General features: G+C 42.2%; 15 protein-coding genes. 10 read left to right on the top strand and 5 right to left on the bottom strand.

Annotation, left to right across the window (positions count from 1 at the left end; translation table 11 throughout):
- Positions 1-67 precede the first annotated feature (67 nt).
- Positions 68-676: a helix-turn-helix domain-containing protein gene (locus tag HYN43_RS00205; protein WP_119407532.1), complete on the top strand. Its 609-nt coding sequence runs from the start codon at positions 68-70 to the stop codon at positions 674-676.
- A 78-nt stretch (positions 677-754) separates the two neighbouring features.
- Here HYN43_RS00205 and HYN43_RS00200 read toward each other — a convergent pair whose 3' ends face one another.
- A complete protein-coding gene (locus HYN43_RS00200; protein WP_022833598.1) occupies positions 755-1,294 on the bottom strand; it encodes an RNA polymerase sigma factor in 540 nt (179 codons plus the stop codon).
- A 252-nt stretch (positions 1,295-1,546) separates the two neighbouring features.
- Positions 1,547-2,566 (bottom strand): UDP-N-acetylmuramate dehydrogenase, encoded by a 1,020-nt coding sequence (gene murB, locus HYN43_RS00195; RefSeq protein WP_119407531.1) that lies wholly within the window; start codon positions 2,564-2,566, stop codon positions 1,547-1,549.
- Between the two features lie 434 nt (positions 2,567-3,000).
- Between murB and HYN43_RS00190 the strand changes: the two genes are divergently transcribed.
- From HYN43_RS00190 to HYN43_RS00170, 5 genes are all read left to right on the top strand, one after another.
- Positions 3,001-3,378 (top strand): BlaI/MecI/CopY family transcriptional regulator, encoded by a 378-nt coding sequence (locus HYN43_RS00190; RefSeq protein WP_119407530.1) that lies wholly within the window; start codon positions 3,001-3,003, stop codon positions 3,376-3,378.
- A gap of 5 nt (positions 3,379-3,383) precedes the next feature.
- Positions 3,384-5,375 carry a M56 family metallopeptidase gene (locus HYN43_RS00185; RefSeq protein WP_119407529.1) on the top strand — a complete coding sequence of 664 codons (1,992 nt, stop codon included), beginning with the start codon at positions 3,384-3,386 and terminating at the stop codon, positions 5,373-5,375.
- 87 nt (positions 5,376-5,462) lie between these two features.
- Positions 5,463-7,151, top strand: a complete 1,689-nt coding sequence (gene recN / locus HYN43_RS00180; protein ID WP_119407528.1) for a DNA repair protein RecN — start codon at positions 5,463-5,465, stop codon at positions 7,149-7,151.
- A 31-nt stretch (positions 7,152-7,182) separates the two neighbouring features.
- The gene (locus HYN43_RS00175) at positions 7,183-7,947 is read left to right on the top strand and encodes a TonB family protein (RefSeq protein ID WP_119407527.1); all 765 of its coding nucleotides are present in this window, start codon (positions 7,183-7,185) and stop codon (positions 7,945-7,947) included.
- Between the two features lie 36 nt (positions 7,948-7,983).
- The gene (locus tag HYN43_RS00170; protein ID WP_119407526.1) at positions 7,984-8,796 is read left to right on the top strand and encodes an enoyl-ACP reductase FabI; all 813 of its coding nucleotides are present in this window, start codon (positions 7,984-7,986) and stop codon (positions 8,794-8,796) included.
- 75 nt (positions 8,797-8,871) lie between these two features.
- On the opposite strand, the gene HYN43_RS00165 is transcribed toward HYN43_RS00170, so the two are convergent.
- Positions 8,872-9,252: a hypothetical protein gene (locus HYN43_RS00165; protein ID WP_119407525.1), complete on the bottom strand. Its 381-nt coding sequence runs from the start codon at positions 9,250-9,252 to the stop codon at positions 8,872-8,874.
- 135 nt (positions 9,253-9,387) lie between these two features.
- On the opposite strand from HYN43_RS00165, the gene HYN43_RS00160 reads away from it, so the two are divergent.
- Complete coding sequence (locus tag HYN43_RS00160; RefSeq protein ID WP_119407524.1) at positions 9,388-10,491, top strand: carboxypeptidase-like regulatory domain-containing protein; 1,104 nt, start codon at positions 9,388-9,390, stop codon at positions 10,489-10,491.
- Between the two features lie 240 nt (positions 10,492-10,731).
- Here the strand turns inward: HYN43_RS00160 and HYN43_RS00155 are convergent, their stop codons facing one another.
- Positions 10,732-13,266, bottom strand: coding sequence for an ATP-dependent Clp protease ATP-binding subunit (locus HYN43_RS00155; RefSeq protein ID WP_119407523.1), 2,535 nt, complete (start codon positions 13,264-13,266; stop codon positions 10,732-10,734).
- A 525-nt stretch (positions 13,267-13,791) separates the two neighbouring features.
- Here HYN43_RS00155 and ettA point away from each other — a divergent pair.
- The 3 genes from ettA to HYN43_RS00140 all read left to right on the top strand — a co-directional run bounded on the left by ettA (position 13,792) and on the right by HYN43_RS00140 (position 16,508).
- A complete protein-coding gene (gene ettA, locus HYN43_RS00150) occupies positions 13,792-15,474 on the top strand; it encodes an energy-dependent translational throttle protein EttA (protein WP_119407522.1) in 1,683 nt (560 codons plus the stop codon).
- A gap of 85 nt (positions 15,475-15,559) precedes the next feature.
- On the top strand, positions 15,560-16,117 hold the full coding sequence (locus HYN43_RS00145) for a hypothetical protein (RefSeq protein WP_119407521.1): 558 nt from the start codon (positions 15,560-15,562) through the stop codon (positions 16,115-16,117).
- A complete protein-coding gene (locus HYN43_RS00140) occupies positions 16,098-16,508 on the top strand; it encodes a hypothetical protein (protein WP_119407520.1) in 411 nt (136 codons plus the stop codon). Before HYN43_RS00145 ends, HYN43_RS00140 begins: the two co-directional genes overlap by 20 nt.
- Before the next feature lie 206 nt (positions 16,509-16,714).
- On the opposite strand, the gene HYN43_RS00135 is transcribed toward HYN43_RS00140, so the two are convergent.
- On the bottom strand, positions 16,715-17,524 hold the full coding sequence (locus tag HYN43_RS00135) for an SDR family oxidoreductase (RefSeq protein ID WP_119407519.1): 810 nt from the start codon (positions 17,522-17,524) through the stop codon (positions 16,715-16,717).
- Between the last annotated feature and the right edge of the window lie 235 nt (positions 17,525-17,759).

The raw sequence follows: 17,759 nt of genomic DNA, 5'->3' as shown, positions 1-17,759 counted from the left end.
TGACGCAAACAAGTCGGCAAGTTTTATCTTTATGGAGCTTTACATTTGTTGAGCAAAATATAAAATTATGAAAACCTATAACCCCGGAAAAAAAATCAAGGAACTGCGCACCCGCAAAGGCTTAAGCCAGGAAGAGTTAGCCGAACAAGCCCAACTAAGTTTACGAACCATACAACGAATAGAAAATGACGAAACCGAAGCCAGGGGCGATACACTTAAACGATTGGCGACCGCGCTTAGCGTAGATACCGAATTTTTAACTGAAACGTCTGATGAACTAATAGAATCGATGCCTGATGATAGCCGTCGCTTTCTCGCAACCATCAACTTATCAGCTTTAAGCTTTATCATATTTCCGCTGCTGGGTATTGCGCTACCTTTAGCTTTATGGCTATCAAACAGAAAAACTCTAAAGGGAATAGACAAGCCTTGCAAACGGATTATTAATTTCCAAATTTCGTGGTGCCTGTCGTTTGTAGTTTTTGTGGTGCTGCTTCTCAATAGTGAAATGTTTCATCTCCCCCATTTTGTTCTAAATTTAGGGATGGCCGAATGGATATTGCTAAGCATTCCGCTTTTTTATGGCGCAAATATCATGTACATCATTTTCAACAGCATATTGGTGTACAATACCCGCAAAATATTCTATCAGCCGGCAGTGCCGTTTTTAAGGTAATCCTAAAAATTAAGCCAACAAAAAACCCGCCTCATAAGGCGGGTTTTTCATTCTATAAAGGTATATGATGGAGTTTAATTATTCGTTCTCTGCGTAAACGGGTTTGGCGATGCCGTTATCGTAGGCTTTAAGGTTTTTCTTAAGCAGCTTACGTGCTACGTGGATGCGGGTTTTTACAGTACCGATCGGGATATCCAGGTGATCGGCAATTTCGTGATATTTATGGCCTTCAAAATACATGGTGAAAGGTACATAATAGTCTTCAGGCAGCCTGTCTAAAGCTTTTTTAATATCATCCATTACAAATTTGGCTTCGCCCTGGTTTTTGGTCGAACTGAATACCAGGTTTGGCGATGAAATTTCATCACTTTTGGTAACGAAGGTGCTCATTTTAACAAAACGGCGATAGTTGTTGATGAACGTGTTTTTCATGATGGTGTATAACCACCCTTTTAAATTGGTGCCTTCCTTAAACTTGTTGTAATAAGTTATGGCCTTCAACATTGTATCCTGGACAAGGTCGTTAGCATCGTCTGCGTCGTGCGTGAAGTGTAAAGCGTATGATCTTAATGAAGTCGCCTGACGTAGTACAAGGGTGTTAAACTCAATCTTTGTCATTTTGTTAAAGTTTTGTGTTAACAATTAGACAAGCATAATGCCACTAACCCAAAGTGTTCAGAAAAAAGTTTAGTTTTTAGTGCAACAATAAAGTTTAATAATCGTGTATATTTTACACTTTAATTACAATAACAATACTGAAAAACAAGCATTTAACACCAACAAACCAAATACACCCTATTCAAATAACAACTGTAATTTTATTTAGAATAATTTTCAATTCAAGCTAAAATTTACTTTTAATGAAAATTTTTAATTAATAATATTCACTTCACGTTGTAGTATAACGCCAAATTTAGTGTACACACTGTCTATGATTTGCGACGAAAAATCAAAAATCTCCTGCCCGGTAGCCCCGCCATGGTTCACCAATACCAGCGCCTGGTTTTTCCAGGTACCCGTATGGCCAATGGTTTTTCCTTTCCAGCCGCATTGTTCAATCAACCAGCCGGCAGCCAGTTTCACGCCGCCATCGGCGGCCGGGTAATTCACCACATCCGGAAATTGGGCCTGTACTGCTGCAAAATCTTCGACACTGATAACCGGGTTTTTGAAAAAGCTACCTGCGTTGCCTATGGTTGACGGATCGGGCAGTTTGGATACCCGGATGTGCGCCACAACCTTCGATACATCTTCTATAGTAGGGTTTGAGATGCCCCTGTTTTGTAATTCCTGTTCGATGGCCCCGTAGCGGGTATTGATATTTGCCGAAAGCGATAATTGAAATTTAACCGATACTATAATATACTGTCCTTTCAGCTCGGCTTTGAAAACACTTTCGCGATAGCCGAATTTGCAATCCTCCTTACTAAACTCCCTGAAAGTACCGGTAGCTATTTCAAAAGCGCGGCAACTATGAAATACATCTTTCAGTTCGATACCATAAGCACCTATATTTTGAATAGGCGACGCCCCTACCGAACCGGGGATCAAACTCAGGTTTTCTACCCCGGCATAGCCACGGGCTACACAATAGTTTACCAGATCATTCCATACCTCGCCCCCGCCTGCTTCAACAAACACATCATCATGGATGATGCGGTGCTCAATCCCCCGGATATTCATCCGCACAACCAGCCCGTCAAAATCATTAACCATTAACATATTGCTGCCTCCGCCTAATATTAACAAAGGCAAAGTTTTCCATTGCGGATCGGCAAACAGTTCTTTCAGTTCTTCTTCGCGGACTATTTCGATAAAGTAGCGGGCGTTTACATCGATACCAAAAGTGTTAAAGTTTTTGAGGGATACGTTTTGTTGGATTTGAAGCATGGGTGTTGATTTCGGATGTTCGGTGCAAAAGTAACTAAAAGTATGAACCGTTGATTGGGGATGATTACGTTGATTCCGCTGATTTTTCTGAACCGTGATTTGGCGGAATTTTTAAGATTTATTGGATTTTGCTTGCATGGTGTTGTCTGAACTCGAATTTGGGGGAATTAAAGAATTTATAGAATTTGCTTATCGCTTTTAAATTCTGGTCATTCCTTCATTCAAAAAATTCCGGTTCAGACAAAAAAACCTGTCATCTCAAAAATCTCCCCATAAATCACGGTTCAGCCCCATCCAACCACTCACCTAATCAACCCAATCAACCACTCACTCCTCTCCCCCGTTAAAAAATGTTAAAAAAATCACCAACCTCTTGCAAATACGAAATCCATCGTAGATATTTGTACGAAGAAATTCGTAATAGAGAGGTACAGATGGAAATTAAACCAACAGAAAGCGAACTTGAAATTTTACAGGTGATTTGGAAAAAGGGCCAATGCACCGTACGTGAAGTTCATGACGAGCTTGCTAAAAACAAGGATGCCGGTTACACCACCACTTTAAAACTGATGCAGATAATGCACGATAAAGGAATGGTTGAGCGCGACACCACTTCAAAAACCCATGTTTACAAGGCATTATTCACTATGGAGCAGGCGCAAAGCAACGCTTTGGATAAAATCTTGTCTACTGTATTTAAAGGCTCCACTTCCGATCTGGTGATCCAGGCGCTTGGCCAGCACCGGGCATCCCGAGACGAGATAGACGCAATTAAAAACTTTTTGAATCAATTTGATCAGGACAAAAAATAAACGTGATGGAAAATTTATTCTATAATATAAGCCAGGTGTTGGGTATCACCGTTCTGCAATCGTTATGGCAGGGTTTGCTGGTATGGTTTGCCTTAAGGTTAGTGTTTATTTGCGCGCCGCGTTTATCGGCCATTAAAAAGCACAACTGGGCCATGGCGGCCATGCTGGTTATCAGCGCCTGGTTTATATACACGTTTATCCATCAGTTTGGGCTGCATGAGTGGGTTAATTATACATCTGCTAATGCGCCATCTTTATTACCACGTTTCTACCTGCCGCTGCGTGAAGTAGCCGCCCGCCCGCAAAACAATTATTACGAATACGTTATTAAAGGCTACCTGCCTTATATAACAGCCCTTTATCTTGCGGGCCTTGTGTTTAACCTGCTTAAAGTAAGCTTAAGCTGGCAGCGTATCAGCCTGATAAAACGTACCATGGTACCTGCCGACAGGCTGCAAACCTTTGCCGATGAGCTTTGCCAAAAGTTAGGTATTACTAAAACTGTGTGGGTAAATTTTAGCCGTATGGTTGATGCCCCTTGCATGATAGGCTTTTTAAGTCCGGTTATTTTATTGCCGATAACCCTTACTACTTATTTATCGGCAACCGAAGTTGAAGCCATTTTACTGCACGAGTTATCGCACATTAAACGCAATGATTACCTGCTCAATTTATTGCAGCAATTTATTTCCATACTGTTATTCTTTAATCCCTTTGCCCAATTAATTAACAGAGTTATTAACCAGGAGCGCGAAAACAGCTGCGACGATCTGGTTGTGCAAACTACGCAACAACCACTTATTTACGCCCACGCGCTGCTTAAGCTTGAGCAAACCAGGCAACAGCACTTACAGCTGGCCCTGGCTGCAAACGGCAAAAAATATCATTTATTAAACAGAATTGAACGCATCATGAAAACAAAGAAACCTATAGGCAATGTACGCCACCTGCTTGTGGCACTTGCTATAACCGCTGCGGGCGTTAGCAGCGTGGCCTGGCTTAACCCAACTATTAAAGATGGCAAGCTAACCGTTAAAAAAATAACAGCACCCGCCGCTATACATAATTTATTTGTTGAAGATACCATTCGCAAAGCCCCTGTTAAAGGCAAAAAAGCAGTGGCAAAAAACAAAGCCAACGTACTTAAAAATAAACAGCATTTTGACCAGTTTGATTACAGCACATTTCACGATGCCGAACTGGATAAACTAACTGCCGAAGTGAGTAAACAAGGCGAATTGATTGGTAAGTTTTACGCCAGCGACGATTTTAAAAAGCAAGCCGCCATGATGGAGGCTAAAGGCAAGGCGCTACAGGCTTATTACAATACCGAGGCGATGGAAAAAATGAAACGCGACATGGAAAAAGCCGGCGAGGATTTCCAGAAAGACTTCGGTGCATCGTCTGATCTGCAAAAAAACAGCGAACAAATGGGAGAACTGGGCACTAAGATCGGTGCGTATTACAACAGTGCCGAGTTTAAAAAGATGAATGAGGAACTGGAGAAAAAATACGGCATTCCGCACAACCGCGGCTACCAGAGCTATAATGACGACAGGGATCCTAACTACAAAAAATACCAGGACGAGCTACAGAGCAAAATCCCGGCTGATGTAAAAGAGCAAACCGAGCAGCTGAAAAAAATGGGCGAAAAAATGCGTACCCGCTACCAATCGGCTGATTTTATTGCCAAACGCGATAAAATGAAAGCTATGGGCGATAGCATGCGCGTGGCTTACAACAACCCGGACATGAAAAAATTGCAGGATGATATGCGGAAACTTGGCGAGCAGATGCGCAGCTACCAAAACAACCCCGAGATGAAAGCCGCGCAGGAACGCCTGAAACAAGCCAGCAAAAAACTGAAAGAATACATGAAAACCCCTGCATTTAAACAAAAAATGAAGGAATACCGGGATAAAATGGACATGCAGTTTGATTATCAGCTTGATACCGATGACAAGACAGATTTAAAAACTGATACAGCTACAAACTAAATATATTAGCAATTAGCATTAAAAATTATTTTTTAAAGAACCTTAATTTGTAATTTAGTGTCCTCAATAAAATGAGGACATTTTTTTATGCTTCAAAAGCTAACCATTAATAATTATGCGCTAATTGATAACCTGGAGATTGGTTTTGATAGCGGCCTGAACATATTAACCGGCGAAACCGGTGCGGGTAAATCGATCATACTGGGTGCCCTCTCGCTCATTTTAGGGCAGCGGGCCGAAAGCAAATATTTTTTTAACCAGCAAAAAAAATGCGTTATCGAAGGCGTTTTCAAGATCAGCGGTTTTCACCTGGCTGATTTTTTTGAAGAGAACGATTTGGATTACGAAAGCGAAACGGTACTTCGCCGGGAGATCTCGGCCGATGGAAAATCGCGCGCTTTTGTAAACGATACCCCGGTTAACCTCACCGCGCTGAAACAACTGGGCGAAAAGCTGATCGATATTCACTCGCAGCACGCTACGCTCGAGATCAACGATCCGGAATTTCAATTATTGATAGTTGATTCGGTGGCGCGCCATGCTGATCTTTTGTTTGATTATCAAACTAAATTCAAAGCCTACAAAAAATCATTAAGTAAGCTAAACCAGCTCATTGCCGAAAGCGATAAAGCCAAAGCCGATCTTGATTATTTCCAGTTTCAGTTTGACGAACTGGAAAAAGGTGCTTTAGTTGCCGATGAGCAGGAGCCATTAGAACTGGAATTAAGCACACTAAACAATGCCGAAGAAATTAAACGCGCCCTGTTAAACGCCAATTACCTTTTACAGGATGGCGAAGCAGCCGCATTGATCCAGCTAAAAGAAGCAGGCCAGGCTTTAGGTTCGATAGAAAAATATAACCCGGCAGTTGCTGAATTGCACCAACGTATTAACAGCGCAATTATTGAACTGAAAGATATTGCCGCCGAAATTGAAGGCATTGAAGAGCATACTTTTATTGATGAAGCCCGTGCCGAAGAAGTGAACAACCGCCTCAGCATGATTTATAACCTGCAAAAAAAGCACCGTGTAAATACCAATGCCGAGTTGTTGCAGATCCAGGAAGAACTTTCTGAAAAGGTTCAGCAGGCCCTGTTTGGCGATGAGGCCATCGAAAAATTGCAAAAACAAATAGCTGCCGATAAAACTGAGTTAGAGAAACTGGCGGCTCAGCTATCAACAAATAGGCTTAAAGCTATTCCGGATATCGAGAAGCAGGTTTTGGAAACGCTGGCCGAAATGGGAATGAGTAATTCAACCCTAAAAATCGAACAAGTGGCCACACCGGCCCCTAAAGGGGGGACTGATAACGCAGCTGTTGTGCTTACCGCTACGGGGATTGATAATATTAAATTTTTGTTTTCGGCTAATAAGGGGCATGCTTTGGCCGAGATGAGCAAGGTGGCTTCGGGCGGTGAGCTTTCACGGTTGATGTTGAGCATTAAATCTATCGTAGCGCAATACACTGCTTTGCCTACCATTATTTTTGATGAGATAGATACGGGTGTGTCTGGCGAGGTGGCCAATAAGGTTGGTATCATTATGGAGCGGTTGGCTAAAAACCTGCAGGTAATTACCATCACCCACCTGCCGCAGATTGCCAGCAAAGGACAAAGCCATTATTTTGTTTATAAGGATGATAGCGAGGCGGCTACTTTTACGCGCATTAAACAATTAAATAAAGATGAGCGCGTTTTAGAAATTGCCAAGATGCTAAGTGGCGATAAGCCGGGTGAAAGCGCTTTACAAAACGCCAGGGAACTGCTGAGCATTTAGGTTTGTTATTTAACATATAACCTAAACCATCATGAAAACATTTTTATGCGCGATGCTGCTTTTAGCATCGTTTAACTTGCTGGCTCAAAAAAGCAAACCGGATACTGTTATTAAACGTGATACCATTAACCTTAGGGGATACGTTTATGACCAGTTGGGCAAACCTGTTAAGAACATCGTTGTACAATCAGCTAATCCATGGATGGAAAACCCTTCATTGCACGTTGGTACCCGAACAGATAGTACCGGCTATTTTGTACTACAAGGCGCTAAGTTTAATGATACGCTAACTTTTGATGAAAGTGTATTGTACAAAATTGTACCCGTTTATAATAAAGGTAGCAGGTATATGATCATTTACCTGGCCTCCTTGCCCCCAATAGATATAACCGCTCAAAATCCTATCGCCATTACCGCCATTCGTAAACGCAAAAAAGTTACACCTATGTTTAACGTAATTTACAATACTGCTAACATCGATAAATTTAGCGTTCAGGTGCCGCCTAAATTTGAAGGGGGAAACGAACATTTTGTTGAGCTGTTAAAACAGCGGCTGCGTTATCCCGCAAAAGCCATCGAAAATAATATTGAGGGCACAGTAACGGTAGGTTTCCAGGTTGAACGGGATGGTGCACTGGTTAATTTTAAAATACTGAAAGGCATAGGCTATGGCTGCGAAGAAGCGCTGATCGCGGCTATAAAATCCCTTCATAAATGGCGACCGGCCATTGAAGGCTTCCGACCGGCTGTTGTAGCTCAAACTGTTTCGGTTGAATATAAACTAACTGATAAATAAAATTATAACTTTGCTGCAATTATAAAAACTTAACAAATGGCTTATAATTTATTAAAAGGTAAAAAAGGCATCATTTTCGGTGCGCTAAATGAGCAATCAATAGCCTGGAAGGTAGCACAACGTGCCGTACAGGAAGGTGCTGAAATTGTATTATCAAACGCCCCTATCGCTTTACGCATGGGCGAACTCAATAAACTGGCCGAAGAATGTAACGCGCCGGTTATTGGTGCCGATGTTACCAATGGCGATGACATTAACAACCTGTTCACCAAAACGCTTGAGCATTTTGGCGGTAAAGTTGATTTCATCCTGCACTCGATAGGTATGAGCGTTAACGTGCGCAAAAACATCCCTTACTACGAAAACAACTACGATTTTACCCACAAAGGTTTCGATATATCTGCATTAAGCCTTCACCGCATTTTACAGGCGGCCATGAAGCATGATGCCATTAACGAATGGGGTTCGGTAGTAGCATTAAGCTATATCGCTGCTCAACGTTATTTCCCTGGCTATAATGATATGGCCGATAACAAAGCTGTATTAGAAAGCATTGCCCGTAACTTTGGTTACGAATACGGTATGGCTAAAAAAGTGCGTGTTAACACCATTTCTCAATCACCAACCCGCACCACTGCAGGATCTGGTGTAAAAGGCTTTGATGGCTTTATTGAGTTCGCCGAGAAAATGAGCCCGCTTGGTAATGCCGATGCAGATCAGTGTGCTGATTACTGCGTAAGCTTGTTCAGCGATCTGACTAAAATGGTTACTATGCAAAACCTGTTTCATGATGGAGGCTTCTCGTTCACTGGCGTAACCCAGGCGGTTATTGACCAGATGGGTAAGTAATCTCAAAAATATCCAATAAACAAAAAAGGAGCTTAATATATCGTAAAGCTCCTTTTTTGTCTAAATTAGATCGGATTACGGCACCAATACTATCTTAATCTTCAATGGATTTGGTTTTGCCGGTAACGAACCATCTGAGCTCTGAGCATCGATGTACAGCTTCCCTGTTTCATATACAAACCTGTAGCTTACTCCTCCATATACATCCGGCAATTGCTCAAAAGTGCCATTATCTTCCAGGTAAACCAAAACAGCGCCATGATTATTGTAATAGTCTGTAATTTCGGGCACCGATAAAGTTGTGGTATACCTGTTTGGATCGTCGGCATCACGTACAAAAGCCGGTGTGGTATCAAAAATGGTGGTAGCGCTTGGAGCGGTGGTAACATACTCCTTTTTACATGATGTTGCAGCAAGTACTATAGTGCAGCAAATTAAAGTCAGGATTTTTTTCATAAATATTGCGTTAGTTATTATAACTGTATGAACAAACTTTTGTTCGAAGGTTTAAACGAAATTTCAATTATTTTATTTCCCGGGGATAATTACGTGCATTTTGATTAACTAATTATTTAGTTTAAATTTATCATCATGCTTAAATACTTCTTTTTGTTATTGCTATTTTTACCCGGCATATGCTTAGCACAGCTTAAAATAACCGGAAAGGTTATTAACATGACCGATACTAAGCCGGTACCTAACGCCAGCGTATTTTTAAACAATGCCCAGGTAGGTAATAAAACTGCCGACGATGGCACCTTTACCCTCAGCAATGTAAAACCCGGTAAGTACGATTTTATCATCTCTATAATAGGCTACGAAACCTATACTTACAGCGTACAGGTAAATAATACCAATGTTGATCTGGGTACTATTACCATCATACCAAAAACTTTCCAGCTAAACGAGGTAAAAATCAGGCCCGATCCTAACAGGGAAAGATACTACGCCATTTTCAGACGGCAGTTTTTAGGCACTTCGGCAAATGCCGAAGAATGCAAAATACTAAACTCGGATGTGCTTGATTTTGATTATGACGAAAGTACCCACGTTTTAAAAGCTACCTCGCACGATTTTATGGAGATTGAGAATAAGGCCCTGGGGTACCGCATTAAATATAAGCTCACCAACTTCAATTTCAATGGCCCGATGCAAATGCTTTATTACGAGGGCATGTCAACCTTCGAAGATATGAAAGGCTCGGCCAGGCAAAAACGCAAATGGGGCAAACGGCGGCAATACGCCTACCTCGGCTCGCCAATGCATTTTTACCGGTCGGCCATTAAAGGCACGCTGGATAGTGAAAACTTTGTAATACGGCGGCTTATCCGCAAACCTAACCCCGATTACCGCGGCGGGCCTAACAATAAATACCTGCAAAGTTTGATAAGTACTCCGTTGCAGCGGCCGGAGTTTTTCATGTTTACTGACAAAGAAGGATTATATGCCATAGGTTGCACAGACTGCCTGTATGTGATGTATACCAAAAAGGGCCAGGATCCGTCAAATAACGTTTACAAACCTATAGATCTGCCTGATAATGCCACTTCTATTATTGCATTTGATGAACCTCATGCGTTTTTTGATAGCAATGGCATTGTAGCAAACCCACATTCGGTAATATATGAGGGTGATTGGGGAGGAAGCCGGGTAGCTGATTTGTTGCCTGTCGATTATGAGCCTGTGAAGAAGTAGCCTGAATCAGAATTAACAGAATGTGAGAATTAAGAATATTGTCTGAACCGGAATTAAACGAATTCAGGAATTTATCGAATTTGATTAGCATTCTGTTAATTCTTTAATTCCCCCAAATTCCAGTTCAGACAAAATCAAAATCCTGCCCATCCCAAAAATCCCCCCAAATCCCGGTTCAGACAAAAACGCCCCGTTTCAATTTTTGAAACGGGGCGTTTATATATTCAATCAAATACTTGATTATTTCTGCTCTTCCTGCTCAGGCTTTTTGTTTTCGCCTTTACGGTCGGTGATTTTGATCTCGTTGGTTTCTTTATCAAAGTCAACTACCATCACGTCGCCGTCAACCAGTTCGCCTTTCAGGATTTCTTCGGCAATTGGGTCTTCCAGGTATTTCTGGATGGCACGTTTTAACGGACGTGCACCAAATTGCGAATCGTAACCTTTTTCGGCAATAAACTCTTTTGCTGCTTCGGTAAGCTCAATTTTAAAGCCCAAACCGTTTACACGGCTAAATAAAGCTGCCAGTTCGATATCGATGATCTTGAAGATCTCTTCTTTACCCAATGAGTTGAACACGATCACATCATCAATACGGTTCAGGAATTCCGGAGCGAAAGCACGTTTCAGAGCATTCTCAATCACGCCGCGTGAGTGGTTCTCGGCCTGTAAAGTTTTAGCACTGGTAGTGAAACCTACACCCTGGCCAAAATCTTTCAACTGGCGTGCACCGATATTCGATGTCATGATAATGATGGTGTTCCTGAAGTCAACCTTACGACCTAATGAGTCAGTCAATTGACCTTCATCCAATACCTGTAACAGGATATTGAATACATCAGGGTGAGCTTTTTCGATCTCATCCAACAACACAACAGCGTATGGTTTACGACGAACTTTTTCAGTAAGCTGACCGCCTTCTTCGTAACCTACGTAGCCCGGAGGCGCACCTACTAAACGGGATACTGCGAATTTCTCCATGTATTCGCTCATGTCAATCTGGATCAGGGCATCCTCGGTATCAAACATAAAACGGGCAAGCTCTTTGGCAAGCTCGGTTTTACCAACACCTGTAGGGCCTAAGAATATGAACGAACCGATTGGCTTTTTAGGATCTTTCAAACCGGCACGGGTACGCTGAATAGCGCGGGTTAGCTTTTTGATAGCATCATCCTGACCAATGATCTTACCGGCAACAGTATCTGTCATGTGTAACAGTTTCTGGCTGTCGGCCTGGCCTACACGTTGTACAGGGATGCCGGTCATCATTGATACTACTTCGGCAACGTTATCTTCGGTTACAGTGTAACGTTTTGATTTTGTTTCGGCTTCCCAAACTGCTTTAGCCTGGTCAAGCTCAACCAAAAGGTTTTTCTCGGTATCACGAAGCTGTGCTGCTTCTTCGTATTTCTGGCTGCGAACAACCTTGTTTTTCTCGATCTTGATCTGTTCTATCTTTTGCTCAATATCCAGAATGTTTTGAGGCACGTGAATATTGGTTAAGTGAACGCGTGAACCAGCTTCGTCAAGCGCGTCGATAGCTTTGTCCGGTAAAAACCTGTCGGTAATGTAACGGGTGGTTAAGTTAACGCAGGCATTGATCGCTTCGGGAGTATAGGTAACACCGTGGTGTTCTTCGTATTTCTCCTTAATGCGGTTCAGGATCTCAACGGTTTCAGACGGGGTAGCCGGCTCAACCATTACTTTTTGGAAACGACGATCTAAAGCGCCATCTTTCTCGATGTACTGACGGTACTCATCTAAAGTAGTAGCGCCAATGCATTGTATCTCTCCCCTCGCCAAAGCCGGTTTAAACATGTTCGAAGCATCAAGCGAACCTGAAGCACCACCAGCACCTACAATAGTATGGATCTCGTCGATAAATAAAATTACATCAGGTGATTTTTCCAATTCGTTCATCACAGCCTTCATACGCTCTTCAAACTGGCCGCGGTATTTGGTACCTGCCACCAACGAGGCTAAATCAAGTGTAACTACACGCTTATTGAACAATACACGTGATACTTTGCGCTGAACAATGCGTAATGCAAGGCCCTCGGCAATGGCCGATTTACCTACACCCGGCTCACCTATAAGGATAGGGTTGTTCTTTTTACGGCGCGATAAAATTTGTGATACCCTTTCGATCTCTTTTTCACGACCTACGATCGGGTCAAGCTTACCATCTTCGGCGGCGCGGGTTAAGTCACGGCCAAAGTTATCAAGCACCGGTGTTTTTGATTTAATGTCGGATACTTTTTTAGGCTGGCTGAATGATTCTTCTTCTTTAAAATCATCGTCGCCGCCTGTAGGTGAACCCGGCATCTCGTCGGTAACATCGTTTTTGTGCGATTCAACCTCGCCTTTAAATACCTCGTAGTTTACATTAAACTGCACCAGTATCTGTGAGGCAATGTTGTCTTCATCGCGAAGGATTGACAGTAGCAGGTGCTCTGTACCAATCACATCGCTTTTAAATATTTTGGCTTCCAGATAAGTTATCTTCAATACCTTCTCGGCCTGTTTTGTTAGCGGGATGCTGCCGATATGTACGTTTGTTCCAATAGTTCCCTTTACTGCATCCTCAACGGCGCGGCGAAGTTTTGCGGTATCAACGTTCAATCCCTTCAGCAATTTAATTGCTACACCATCCCCATCGCGGATAAGCCCAAGCAAGAGATGTTCAGTACCTATATAGTCATGCCCAAGACGTAATGCCTCTTCCCTGCTATATTGAATAACATCTTTTACCCTCGGCGAAAATTTAGCTTCCATATATACCTTTCTTATTATTGAACGCCCTTGTTGTTAAATTAGATTTTAAAAACGCCAACGTCTGTTTAAACTGTCATCAACAATATTGCCAACATTTTAAGCTTTGCAGAAACAGACATTGTTATGATACGCAATGTATCAAAGTTTGGCATCAATCAATAGTTTTTATCTGAAAAGCATGCTAACAAGCTATTTTTTTACAATATACGAACGAAACGTACCTGTTTGATATAAAATTGCTAAAAAAGTTTAAACATTTTTTGGATATTTTATAACATTTCCACCTTTCAGGGCATTTCGTCATAAACTATGACAATTAGGCATTAGCCTGTAATAATCGTCATATAACTTATATACGTCAAAATACCCGCTTTAGTTGTACGCGTTCCTAAACTTCGGTTAAAATAAATTTAACACTATAAACTCATTTCGGCGCAAAAAATTACTAACCTTTAAACATTGAGTTACTATGGCTGTTCCAGCTATTTTATCCATATTTGAATTTCTATTTATTGATCAATTATAATGGCAGACGAAAAGATAATTTTTTCAATGGCCGGGGTTAGTAAGATTTATCCCCCGCAAAAAACAGTATTAAAAAACATCTACCTCTCGTTTTTTTACGGCGCTAAAATCGGGGTTATCGGTCTTAACGGTTCCGGTAAATCATCGCTGTTAAAGATCATTGCGGGTATCGATAAAACTAATATAGGCGAGGTTGTTTTTTCGCCTGGCTATACCGTAGGTTACCTGAGCCAGGAGCCGGAGCTTGATCCCGAAAAAACAGTACGCGAAATAGTTGAAGAAGGCGTTGCCGAAACAACCGCTTTATTAAAAGAGTACGAAGAGATCAACGAGAAATTCGGTCTTCCTGAATATTATGAGGATGCCGACGCCATGGATAAACTCATGAACCGCCAGGGCGAATTGCAGGATAAAATTGACGCCGTAAACGCATGGGAACTTGATACCAAGCTTGAACGTGCTATGGATGCCCTGCGTTGCCCTGAGCCTGATACCAAAATTTCGGTACTATCGGGCGGTGAGCGCCGTCGCGTGGCTTTGTGTCGTTTGTTGTTGAAAGAACCGGATGTATTGTTGCTGGATGAGCCTACCAACCACTTAGATGCCGAATCTATCGATTGGCTGGAGCAACACTTACAGCAATATAAAGGTACCGTTATAGCTGTAACGCACGACAGGTATTTCCTTGACAATGTTGCAGGCTGGATCCTGGAACTTGACCGTGGAGAAGGCATCCCGTGGAAAGGCAACTATTCATCATGGTTAGATCAGAAAGCGAAACGTTTAGCCCAGGAAGAGAAAAGCGAAAGCAAACGCCAGAAAACCCTGGAGCGCGAGTTGGAATGGGTACGCATGGGACCAAAAGGCCGCCACGCCAAATCAAAAGCCCGTTTAGGCAACTACGAAAAACTGGCATCCGAAGAAACCAAAGAACGCGAAGAAAAACTGGAGTTGTTTATCCCACCAGGCCCGCGTTTGGGCAATGTGGTGATCGAGGCTAATAACGTAAGCAAATCATACGGTGATAAATTACTATTTGATAACCTGAGCTTTTCTTTACCTCCGGCGGGCATCGTCGGTATCATCGGCCCCAACGGTGCGGGTAAAACTACCCTGTTCCGTTTAATTACCGGGCAGGATCAACCTGATGCCGGAACTTTCCGTGTTGGTGAAACCGTTGCTTTGGGTTATGTAGATCAAATGCATGATGACCTTGACCCTAATAAATCTGTTTGGGAAAACGTAACCGGTGGTTTGGAAACCATTATGGTAGGTAACCGTCCGCTTAACTCAAGGGCTTATGTATCGCGCTTTAACTTTAACGGTGCCGATCAGCAGAAAAAAGTAGGTGTACTGTCAGGCGGTGAGCGTAACCGTGTGCACTTATCCATAACGCTAAAAAAAGGATCGAACGTATTGCTGCTGGATGAGCCTACCAACGATATCGACGTAAACACCTTACGTGCGCTGGAAGAAGCTTTGGAAAACTTTGGCGGCTGCGCCGTAGTGATCAGCCACGACCGCTGGTTCCTCGACCGTATCTGTACCCACATCCTGGCCTTTGAAGGCAACTCGCAGGTTTACTTTTTTGAAGGAAACTATTCGGATTACGAAGAAAACAGAAAGAAACGCCTGGGCGATGTTGGGCCGAAAAGGATTAAGTATAAGAAGTTGACGGCGTAAAAAGCCTCATTTAAGTCTCCCCTAACGGGGAGGCTTTTAAAAATTATGCTGCCCAATATATGTAAATTGCTAATATTCTGTTTAAATGATCAGAAACTATTACGGGCCTCCAATTGAACCTAAACTATCACGAAGAACACGATTTTTTATATTTCTTGCCTTCTTTGCCGGAGTGTTTGCGTTATTTCCTGAAATTGGATTATTTGATCTTACTTTTATACCTCTGTCTGCTGCCATGCAGATATGGACAGCCTTCGCTATAGTCAGCTCAGTAATACATATACGCTTATTTTGGACACGTTATTCGGCGTTTAACGCTTTATGGCTTTCTGCATTTTACGGCTACGCTTCTGCCGCAATCCCTCTCTATATTTTTATGGCAACAAATTACTATTGCGCCAATAAGAAAACAACACAACAGACTTTTACAGTGATATCCACCGATAATGGCAGTACAGGTCCCGGTAAATGCCTTCCACCATCCATTGTAGTAACAAACCATGGACTGGATAAGCAGCTATCATATGCTTGTGGCACGTTGGTGGCCGGGCATAAAACTGTCACTTTACCAATAAGAAAGGGCCTCTGGGGTTTCGACATAGTATATCAGGACGATACTATAGGTGGATTTATTAATCCTTAAACTGTATTTATTATTCATTGAACTCAATTACCTAAACGTTGACAAATTCAAATCGGTTTTACGCAAAGGCTTGTTCAGCGTTGATATTATTGAGCGTAAAACCTTATCTAATGATAAAATGGAACAACTTGAACTGCTATTAAATAAATACAGATTTGAACGAAGGTCTCAATCTTTGGAACAGTGTATATTAGAAGCTATCCCCTTTCAACTCCCCGGCGATTACAAATTCTACCTAAAAAACTATGAACCATTTGAAGGCCCGATGGGTAGCCAGTATGTACAATTTTGGAAGACCGACGAACTTTTAGAAAACAACCAGGGATATGGCATACTGAATATCTCCCTGATGTTTTCGGCATTGGGAGTAACGGTGCGAGCGAGTTTATAGGGATCGATTTTTTAAGCGATGGTACTCATCGCATAATTCTTTCAGACCTTATTAGTATGGAACGGGAGTATTTTATTGAGATAGGAACTTCCTTTTTGGATATGGTGATTCGACTCGATAACGGCAGAGAATGGTTTGAATAAAATATTTAAACAATAAAGCCACTTCATGTCGAGTGGCTTTATTGTTATATGGATACCCAAATTTTACTTTATCCCGTAATGATCATTCATCAATTTCTCAAACAATCCACCCGGTAAAATAGCTTTCAACGTAGGCACAATAGTCTGCCCAACCTGCCCAACCAAATAACGGTGTTTAGGGCTTGACGAACCTACTATCGAAACCAGCTTTTTAGCTAACGATTCCGGGCTTGGGGCGATGCTTTCGTCTTTTTCCATGGCGGCAACGGCGGCGTTGTATTCGGTTTCCAGTTTATCGTTTTTGATTGGGAATTTAACTTTAGCGCGGTTTTGGCTAAAGTCTGATTTAAAGTCGCCCGGGTTTAGGAGGGTTACTTTAACGCCGGTGTTGCGTAGCTCCATCCTTAAACTTTGTGAGTAGCCTTCAATAGCATATTTAGATGCGCTGTACATACCCTGGTATGGCAAGCCGAATAAACCGGCCAACGAGCTGATGTTTACTATAAGGCCCTGCCCTTTTTCGATCATACCCGGCAATACTGCAGAGCTAACACGGATCACACCAAAAAAGTTAACTTCAAACTGTTGTTTAGCGCTCTCAACAGGCATGGCATAAGCCGGACCGGTTACGCCGTTACCGGCATTGTTAACCAGCACATCAATTTTACCTTCGGCTTTAACAATGGTATCAATGGCGGCTTTTACCGAAGCATCGTCGGTAACATCAAGCTGAACAGGTTTAAATGCTACTGATGTCATGCGGCTCAGATCGCGCGATGAGCCGTAAACCGTGTGTCCGGCGGCGTGCAGGGCGTTGGCGCAGGCTAAGCCGATACCAGAAGATGCTCCTGTTACTAATATTACCTTTTTCATTGTTTGTAAGGGTGAGTTTTGTTTAAAGTATTGTATTGGTTTGATTATGCCGTTTTAGGCAGCGTAAAGATGTGAATTTATAAGGCAGCAAAACAAGGGGATAGGGTAAAAATAATATTGGCTACATGAAAACTTCATGATAATAAACATGCAGTTAAAAATAGAGTACAGACTTGTCAAGCTGAGGAATCAAGCATCTTCTTCGCCCTGTAAAGCGGGTTTGCTTATTGAAGAA

Origin of the sequence: Mucilaginibacter celer (genome assembly GCF_003576455.2) — a bacterium.
In the GTDB taxonomy this organism is placed as follows: domain Bacteria; phylum Bacteroidota; class Bacteroidia; order Sphingobacteriales; family Sphingobacteriaceae; genus Mucilaginibacter; species Mucilaginibacter celer.
This window is presented reverse-complemented; position numbering and strand designations above follow the sequence as displayed.

What these genes read in the sequence shown, in the direction of transcription:
- HYN43_RS00190 (WP_119407530.1), top strand. Translation starts at nt 3,001, where the DNA reads ATGGAAATTAAACCAACAGAAAGCGAACTTGAAATTTTACAGGTGATT.
- HYN43_RS00160 (WP_119407524.1), top strand. Translation starts at nt 9,388, where the DNA reads ATGCTTAAATACTTCTTTTTGTTATTGCTATTTTTACCCGGCATATGC.
- HYN43_RS00175 (WP_119407527.1), top strand. Translation starts at nt 7,183, where the DNA reads ATGAAAACATTTTTATGCGCGATGCTGCTTTTAGCATCGTTTAACTTG.
- HYN43_RS00185 (WP_119407529.1), top strand. Translation starts at nt 3,384, where the DNA reads ATGGAAAATTTATTCTATAATATAAGCCAGGTGTTGGGTATCACCGTT.
- HYN43_RS00155 (WP_119407523.1), bottom strand. Translation starts at nt 13,266, where the DNA reads ATGGAAGCTAAATTTTCGCCGAGGGTAAAAGATGTTATTCAATATAGC.
- ettA (WP_119407522.1), top strand. Translation starts at nt 13,792, where the DNA reads ATGGCAGACGAAAAGATAATTTTTTCAATGGCCGGGGTTAGTAAGATT.
- HYN43_RS00135 (WP_119407519.1), bottom strand. Translation starts at nt 17,524, where the DNA reads ATGAAAAAGGTAATATTAGTAACAGGAGCATCTTCTGGTATCGGCTTA.
- HYN43_RS00145 (WP_119407521.1), top strand. Translation starts at nt 15,560, where the DNA reads ATGATCAGAAACTATTACGGGCCTCCAATTGAACCTAAACTATCACGA.
- murB (WP_119407531.1), bottom strand. Translation starts at nt 2,566, where the DNA reads ATGCTTCAAATCCAACAAAACGTATCCCTCAAAAACTTTAACACTTTT.
- HYN43_RS00170 (WP_119407526.1), top strand. Translation starts at nt 7,984, where the DNA reads ATGGCTTATAATTTATTAAAAGGTAAAAAAGGCATCATTTTCGGTGCG.
- HYN43_RS00200 (WP_022833598.1), bottom strand. Translation starts at nt 1,294, where the DNA reads ATGACAAAGATTGAGTTTAACACCCTTGTACTACGTCAGGCGACTTCA.
- HYN43_RS00205 (WP_119407532.1), top strand. Translation starts at nt 68, where the DNA reads ATGAAAACCTATAACCCCGGAAAAAAAATCAAGGAACTGCGCACCCGC.
- HYN43_RS00165 (WP_119407525.1), bottom strand. Translation starts at nt 9,252, where the DNA reads ATGAAAAAAATCCTGACTTTAATTTGCTGCACTATAGTACTTGCTGCA.
- recN (WP_119407528.1), top strand. Translation starts at nt 5,463, where the DNA reads ATGCTTCAAAAGCTAACCATTAATAATTATGCGCTAATTGATAACCTG.